This is a genomic window from Mycobacterium sp. (genome assembly GCF_008709575.1).
In the GTDB taxonomy this organism is placed as follows: Bacteria; Actinomycetota; Actinomycetes; order Mycobacteriales; family Mycobacteriaceae; genus Mycobacterium.
In genome coordinates, this window is sequence record NZ_VYIK01000018.1 from 48,341 (window position 1) to 55,134 (window position 6,794).

General features: G+C 68.9%; 6 protein-coding genes and 1 pseudogene. 4 read left to right on the top strand and 3 right to left on the bottom strand.

Going from position 1 to position 6,794, the window contains the following annotated elements; translation table 11 throughout:
• Nucleotides 1-53: 53 nt before the first annotated feature.
• On the bottom strand, nucleotides 54-1,259 hold the full coding sequence (locus tag F6Q13_RS06100; protein WP_293053895.1) for a hypothetical protein: 1,206 nt from the start codon (nucleotides 1,257-1,259) through the stop codon (nucleotides 54-56).
• The gene (locus F6Q13_RS06105; RefSeq protein ID WP_293053898.1) at nucleotides 1,259-1,555 is read right to left on the bottom strand and encodes a hypothetical protein; all 297 of its coding nucleotides are present in this window, start codon (nucleotides 1,553-1,555) and stop codon (nucleotides 1,259-1,261) included. The genes F6Q13_RS06100 and F6Q13_RS06105 overlap by 1 nt, the downstream gene beginning before the upstream one ends.
• A gap of 101 nt (nucleotides 1,556-1,656) precedes the next feature.
• Here F6Q13_RS06105 and fadD4 point away from each other — a divergent pair, with 101 nt between their 5' ends.
• Both fadD4 and F6Q13_RS06115 read left to right on the top strand, forming a co-directional pair.
• Complete coding sequence (fadD4, locus tag F6Q13_RS06110; protein ID WP_293053901.1) at nucleotides 1,657-3,198, top strand: fatty-acid--CoA ligase FadD4; 1,542 nt, start codon at nucleotides 1,657-1,659, stop codon at nucleotides 3,196-3,198.
• Between the two features lie 2 nt (nucleotides 3,199-3,200).
• Nucleotides 3,201-4,136, top strand: a complete 936-nt coding sequence (locus F6Q13_RS06115) for an enoyl-CoA hydratase/isomerase family protein (RefSeq protein WP_293053916.1) — start codon at nucleotides 3,201-3,203, stop codon at nucleotides 4,134-4,136.
• On the opposite strand, the gene F6Q13_RS06120 is transcribed toward F6Q13_RS06115, so the two are convergent.
• The gene (locus F6Q13_RS06120) at nucleotides 4,133-5,287 is read right to left on the bottom strand and encodes an acyl-CoA dehydrogenase family protein (RefSeq protein WP_293053904.1); all 1,155 of its coding nucleotides are present in this window, start codon (nucleotides 5,285-5,287) and stop codon (nucleotides 4,133-4,135) included. The two genes, F6Q13_RS06115 and F6Q13_RS06120, sit on opposite strands and share 4 nt — an antisense overlap.
• A 70-nt stretch (nucleotides 5,288-5,357) precedes the next feature.
• On the opposite strand from F6Q13_RS06120, the gene F6Q13_RS06125 reads away from it, so the two are divergent.
• Nucleotides 5,358-6,326: an acyl dehydratase gene (locus F6Q13_RS06125; protein WP_293053907.1), complete on the top strand. Its 969-nt coding sequence runs from the start codon at nucleotides 5,358-5,360 to the stop codon at nucleotides 6,324-6,326.
• A gap of 37 nt (nucleotides 6,327-6,363) precedes the next feature.
• Nucleotides 6,364-6,794, top strand: a pseudogene (locus F6Q13_RS06130) (CoA transferase); the annotation flags it as partial.

Sequence of the window (6,794 nt, forward strand, 5' to 3'; positions counted from 1 at the left end):
GTGCTCGAAACGGTGGTCCGGATCGCGCCGGAACTTCGGTGTCAGGTTCGGTGTCATCGCGGGCCGAACTCGGGGAGGTCGGCCACGTCGTCTTTGCCCAGTATGGGCGGGCCGTGGTGGCTGTGCGGCAGGTGAATCGGGTGCGGCACGCTGTTGGGGTCCATCGGCCCGACGACTCCGCCTCCGCCACCGCCCGACGGCGCCCGAGCGGCGGGCGGCGCCGGGCGTGCCGGTGGCGGTCCTGCCGGGACACGTTCGACCGGACCCCGCGGCCCGAGCGCGGGTTCCGCTCCGCGCGGCACCGGCGCGCCTGGCCGGGGAAAATTCAACTCCCCGCCCGTGGTGGCGTTGACGTGAAGCTTGACGTACTCACCATCGGGAAGCCGAGCGTCCATCGTGGTCCCGTGTGCATCGCTCGGGCCTATGCCGACGATCGTCCCGTCCGGCAGCTGACGCAGCGCACCGGCTCCACTCCGGTAGGGACTCGGCGGCGTATGAGGGTAAGAGTGCTGCGTGAGCCAGTCCCAGAAGCTGCGCAGCTCCGCCTCACTGCGCACCTCTAGATAGCCGCCCCGACTGCCTTGCGGCAAATCCTTGATAGCCGCGCGGATGTCTTGTGCCGTCGGACCAGGGGTGGGAGCCGGATCCAGGGGAACGTGGCGGTCGACCGCCTGCAGCAGGGTGCGGTCGTCGTCACCGACAATCGTGTCGTCGACGCCGGACTCGGCGAAGGTGATGTCGGCCAACCCGCCGAGGGCGGCGTCCATCTGGTGCGCGACCTCGCGGTCGTGGGCGACCAGCAGGGCGACCCGATGCCGGAGATAGTTGCGGTGCCCCTGAGCTTCGTGCCGGCGGGCCTGCCGCTGCCCAGGCGTGCCTCCGGTGAACGTCTCGGTGACGGTGTAGTCGTCGGCGACCTCGAACCCTGCCGCGCGGACCTCGGCGACCGCGTCGAGCACCGACTGCCTGCTGACGGTCATCTGCTCGAAGCCCCGCATGCAGACCGCGTCGCCACCGCGCCAGCAGGAGACCGCGCCGCCCGCGACCACCAAATCCCGTTCGCGCGCGGCCAGGTAAGCGTCGGCGGTCCGCCCGTCCCACTCGGTTCCGCCCGGGTGCCGGGCCGCGTCGCGCAGCGTGGTGAAGGAGAGCTCGGCCCAGTCGGCGGCGCGGCGAAAGTAGGCCGCCGAGTCGGGCAGGTGCTCGAAGCTCGCCGACTCGACCTCGGACAGCGTCGGCAGCTCGGAGGTCAGCGGCATCAGCGGTTGCCCAGCGCGCGGAAGGTCGACGCCGACACGGCTTCGTTGCGCTCGAAGCTGTTCGCAGCCGCGCACAGGCCGGCCGCTGCCGACTGCATTCGGTTGCGCGCCAAAGCAAGCAGTTTGGCGGTGTCAGCACGGTAGATATTGGACCGGAACGCGGTGGCTTGCCAGGTGGACACCGCCGGGGACGACGGCGCGGCGGCGAGGGACAGTTCGCTGGCCAGGCGCCGGCACTGCGCGGACCCCGCACGCACCCCGTTGGGGTCGATCTCGAGCGAGGTGACGGCAAGCATGGGGGGAATGCTACGACGGCGGGATATCGGTGTCACGTCACGCTGGTTCGCCGCATCAGCGGCTGGACAGCTGTCGAGTTTCTCGGCGGTACAGTCGGCGCATGCAGATTCGAGAGCACACTTCGCGCGCGAAAGGCGCCGACAAACCCGCCGTCATCTTGTATCCGTCGGGCACCGTCGTCACCTTCGACGAGTTGGAAGCCCGGGCCAACCGGCTGGCACATCACTTCCGGCAGGCCGGCTTGGTCGAGGGCGACGCGGTGGCCATCCTCATGGAGAACAACGAGCACATCCACGCGGTCATGTGGGCGGCGCGACGCAGCGGACTGTACTACGTGCCGATCAACACGCACCTGACCGCAGCTGAGGCCGCCTACATCATCGACAACTGCGCCGCCAAGGCGGTCATCGGCTCCTCGGCGCTGCGCAAGACCTGTGAGAACCTGGCTCAGCATCTACCGGACGGCCTGCCCGATGTGCGGATGATCGCCTGCGACGAGGGGGAGACTGAACTGCCCGGCTGGCAGCGCTACCCGCACTGTGTCGCCGATCAGCCGGATACGCCGATCGCCGACGAGCGCGAAGGCGACCTGCTGCAGTACTCGTCGGGCACCACCGGTCGACCCAAGGGCATCAAACGCGAATTGCCGCACGTCTCACCGGCACAGGCGCCCGGCATGATGGCGGCGCTGGTCGGTTCCTGGATGACCCCCGATTCGGTCTACCTGAGTCCGGCACCGCTGTATCACACCGCGCCGTCGGTGTGGTCGATGAGTGTGCAGGCCGCCGGCATCACCACGGTCGTCATGGAGAAATTCGACCCGCAAGGCTGTCTGGACGCGATCGCCCGTTTTCGGGTCACCCACGGCCAGTTCGTCCCGGCGATGTTCATCCGGATGCTGAAACTTCCTGAGGCAGTGCGCAATTCCTACGACCTATCCAGCCTGCAGCGGGTGATACACGCGGCGGCGCCGTGCCCCGTGGAGATCAAAAAGCAGATGATCGACTGGTGGGGGCCGATCATCGACGAGTACTACGCGTCCTCGGAGGCGATCGGGTCGACGCTGATCAGCGCCGAGGAGTGGCTGGCGCATCCGGGTTCGGTCGGCAAGCCGTTGGCCTGCCAGATCCACATCCTCGACGAGAACGGCACCGAGCTGCCGCCGGGACAGCCCGGTGAAATCTACTTCGAGGGCGGCTTTGCGTTCGAGTACCTCAACGATGCCGAGAAAACCGCGGCGTCCCGCGACCGGCACGGCTGGGTGACCGTGGGCGACGTCGGCTACGTCGACGAGGAGGGCTACCTCTACCTGACGGACCGCCGGCACCACATGATCATCTCCGGCGGCGTGAACATCTACCCGCAGGAAACCGAGAACCTGCTGGTCACCCATCCGAAAGTCCTCGACGCGGCGGTGTTCGGCATTCCCGACGACGAAATGGGCCAAAGTGTCAAGGCGGTGGTGCAGACGGTGGATCCGGCCGACGCCACCGATGAGTTCGCCGACGAGCTGGCGGCCTGGCTGCGGGATCGCCTGGCGCATTACAAGTGTCCCCGGTCGATCTCGTTCGAAGCGCAGTTGCCGCGCACGGACACCGGCAAGCTCTACAAGAGCGAACTGGTCCAGAAGTACTCCGTGTGACCCTGCGCATCATCGATCTGACGGACCCGCCGGGGGTCGACGACGTTACGCCGCCCGGTGTGGTGATCGCCACCGGCCCGATCGCTGCTGCACCCGAATACTGGTTGCAACACGCTACTTTCACGCTCACCGAAGACGACGCCGACGACCGGCGGGTGATCACCGTCGACTCGGTGCCTGACACCCTGGCCGAACTGACGCGGCGCTGCGAGCGCTGGCCGCAGGCCAGCGCCGTCTGCGACGACGTGCTGCGATCCGTCGACCCCGGCGGCCCGACGCTGCCTGGCGTCCTCACCGAGTCGCTGGCCTACTCCACGTTGCAGTCCGGCCCGGAGTTTCATCGCTGGCTTGCCGAACGCGGCCCGGCCGCCGTGCCCGAGTTCGCCGACCCGGTGCTGGCCGCACGCGACGGCGACACGTTGCGCGTCGTGTTCAACCGGCCGCTGCGCCACAATGCGTTGTCCACCGCTGCCCGGGCCGCGTTGCTGGAGGCGTTGGCGGTGGCGCACCTGGATCCCTCGATCGACGAGGTGGTGCTCGCCGGCAACGGGCCGTCGTTCTGCAGCGGCGGTGACCTTGCCGAGTTCGGGACGTTGCGCGACCCGGCCAGCGCGCATCTGGCGCGCACCCGGCACAGCCCGGCGCTGGTGCTCGACGCGCTGACCGCCCGGCTCGGTGCCGCCTGCCGCGCCGAGGTACACGGCCGGGTGCTGGGCAGCGGCTTGGAGATGGCGGCGTTCTGTGGGCGGGTCGAGACCCGGCCCGACGCGGTGTTCGGTTTGCCTGAACTGGGCCTGGGATTGATTCCCGGCGCGGGCGGCACCGTCAGCATCACTCGTCGGATAGGCCGTTGGCGCACAGCGTATTTGATTATCTCCGGCCGGACGATCGACCCGGCGACAGCACTGGCCTGGGGGCTGGTGGACGCGATCGGTTAGATCCCGCCCCGGGCGACCAACTGTGCGGCGATGACGTTGCGCTGGATCTCGTTGGTGCCCTCGCCGACGATCATCAGCGGGGCGTCGCGGAAGTACCGCTCGACGTCGTATTCGCAGGAGTACCCGTAGCCGCCGTGAATGCGGACAGCGTTGAGCGCGATCTCCATGGCGACCTCGGAGGCGAACAGCTTGGCCATCCCAGCCTCCATGTCGGCGCGCTCACCGCTGTCATGGCGTTCGGCGGCATAGCGGGTGAGCTGGCGGGCGGCGGTGAGCTTGGTCGCCATGTCGGCCAGGTAGTTGCCGATGGCCTGGTGCTGCCAGATCGGCTTGCCGAAGGTTTCCCGCTGCCGGGCATACGCCAACGCGTCCTCCAAGGCCGCCGTCGCCACCCCCAGCGCCCGGGCCGCCACCTGGATGCGGCCGGTCTCCAAACCCTTCATCATCTGCGCGAAGCCCTTGCCGGGCACCGCACCCAAAACCGCCGAGGCGGGTGTCCGGTAGCCGTCGAAGGACAGTTCGCAGCTTTCCACCCCTTTGTAGCCGAGCTTGGGCAGATCCCGCGAGATCGTCAGACCCGGTCCGGGCTGCACCAGCACCACCGAGATGCCGCTGTGGCGCGGGGTTGCGGTGGGGTCGGTCTTGCACAATAAGGCGATCAACCCCGAATGGCGGGCATTGCTGATCCAGGTCTTCGACCCGGTGATCACCAGGTCGTCGCCGTCGCGCAGCGCGGTCGTGGTCATGTTCTGCAGATCGCTGCCGCCACCGGGCTCGGTCAGCGCCATCGTTGCGCGCAGCTCACCAGTGGCCATCGACGGCAGGTAGCGGCGCTTCTGTTCCTCGGTGCCGTAGCGGGTGAGCAGCGTGGCCACTACGGTATGCCCGCCCATGGCGCCGGCCAGGCTCATCCAGCCGCGGGCCAGCTCCTGGGTGACGTCCACGTAGCACGGCGTCGACACCGGCGTCCCGCCGTACTCCTCCGGAACGGCCAGCCCGAAGATCCCGATGCGCTTCATCTGCTCGATCCACGCCGCGGGGTATTCGTTGGCGTGTTCGACCTCGCGAACCGTGGGCCTGACTTCTTTGTCGACGAAGGCGCGCACCGTCTCGACCAGCATCGTCTCCTCGTCGGTCAGCGCCGTGCTCATCCGTGCCTCCGCGTGTGTCAAGATTCCTACCGCCAGATTCTTATCGTCATAGTGACCGACCGGAGGGGCGATGAGCGGCGGGCCCTACTTCGACGACCTCTCGGTCGGGCAGGTGTTCGCCGACGCGCCGTCGGTGACCTTGACCGCCGGGATGGCGGCGGTCCACCAGTCGATCGTGGGCGATCGACTGCGGCTTGCGTTGGACGCCGGCCTGGCCGCCGCGGTGGTCGGGGCGCCCGCCGCGCTGGCACACCCGGCGTTGGTGTGCGACGTGGCGATCGGCCAGACGACGCTGGCCACCCAGCGGGTCAAAGCCAACCTGTTCTACCGCGGGTTGCGGTTTCACCGCTTCCCGGTGATCGGCGACACGTTGTATACCCGAACGGAAGTGGTTGGTTTGCGGCAGAATTCGGCTAAACCGGGACGGGAGCCCACGGGTCTGGCGGCACTGCGGATGACCACGTTCGATCAGGCCGACCGATTGGTCCTGGACTTCTACCGCTGCGCCATGCTGCCGGCCAGGCCTGAGGCCGGCGACACCGGTCACCACGACGACCTGTCCGGCATCGGCGCCGACGCGTCCACGCCGATCCACGACCCGACGTCGGACTGGGACGCCGACGCGTTTCGCACGCTGGTGCCCGGACCGCACTTCGACGCCGCCATCGCCGGCACCGTGTTGCACAGCACCGGCGACGTGGTCAGCAGCGCACCCGAGCTCGCCCGGCTCACCGTGAACATCGCTGCGCTACACCATGACTCACGCATCGGTGGACGCCGGCTGGTCTACGGGGGACACACCATCGGGCTGGCGCTGGCGCAGGTCACCCGGCTGCTGCCGAACGTGGCCACGGTGCTGGGCTGGCAGTCCTGCGACCACACCGGGCCGGTGTACGAAGGCGACACGCTCTACAGCCAGGTGAGCGTTGAATCCGCCGAGCCGACCCGGCACGGTGGCGTACTGGGACTGCGGTCGCTGGTCTACGCCCAACCCGACCGGCAGGTGCTGGACTGGCGGTTCACCGCGCTGCAGTTCTGAAGGCGGCGCAGGTCACAATAGGATCACAATAGGAGATGTGGACTCGGCAGCAGCGGATTGGGCCCGCAGCGGGCTGGCCTATCTGACCGGCCCGCCGGGTGGGCCGCCGGATTACTCGCGCGCCGCCGTGCTGGCCGAGGCCCGCCGGGTGACCGCCGATATCTTCACGCTTTCCGGCGTCGAGGCCGACGCCGCCGCGATACTGGCCGGGCGCGCGGCGCTGCGCGGCCTGTACCGTCGTGGCCGGATCTCCGCAGGCGGGGCCACCCGGCTGCTGCCCACGACCGACGGCTGGTGTGCGATCGCGTTGCCGCGCGGCGAGGACATCGAGGCGCTGCCGGCGCTGCTGGAGACCGACACCGCGCAGACCCAACCGTGGCCGGCGTTATCGGCGTGGGCGGCCGGGCGTTCCAGCGCAGCCGTCGTCGCCCGGGCCCAGCTGCTGGACGTCGCCGCGGCGGCGCTCGG

What these genes read in the sequence shown, in the direction of transcription:
- F6Q13_RS06120 (WP_293053904.1), bottom strand. Translation starts at nt 5,287, where the DNA reads ATGAGCACGGCGCTGACCGACGAGGAGACGATGCTGGTCGAGACGGTG.
- F6Q13_RS06100 (WP_293053895.1), bottom strand. Translation starts at nt 1,259, where the DNA reads ATGCCGCTGACCTCCGAGCTGCCGACGCTGTCCGAGGTCGAGTCGGCG.
- F6Q13_RS06125 (WP_293053907.1), top strand. Translation starts at nt 5,358, where the DNA reads ATGAGCGGCGGGCCCTACTTCGACGACCTCTCGGTCGGGCAGGTGTTC.
- fadD4 (WP_293053901.1), top strand. Translation starts at nt 1,657, where the DNA reads ATGCAGATTCGAGAGCACACTTCGCGCGCGAAAGGCGCCGACAAACCC.
- F6Q13_RS06105 (WP_293053898.1), bottom strand. Translation starts at nt 1,555, where the DNA reads ATGCTTGCCGTCACCTCGCTCGAGATCGACCCCAACGGGGTGCGTGCG.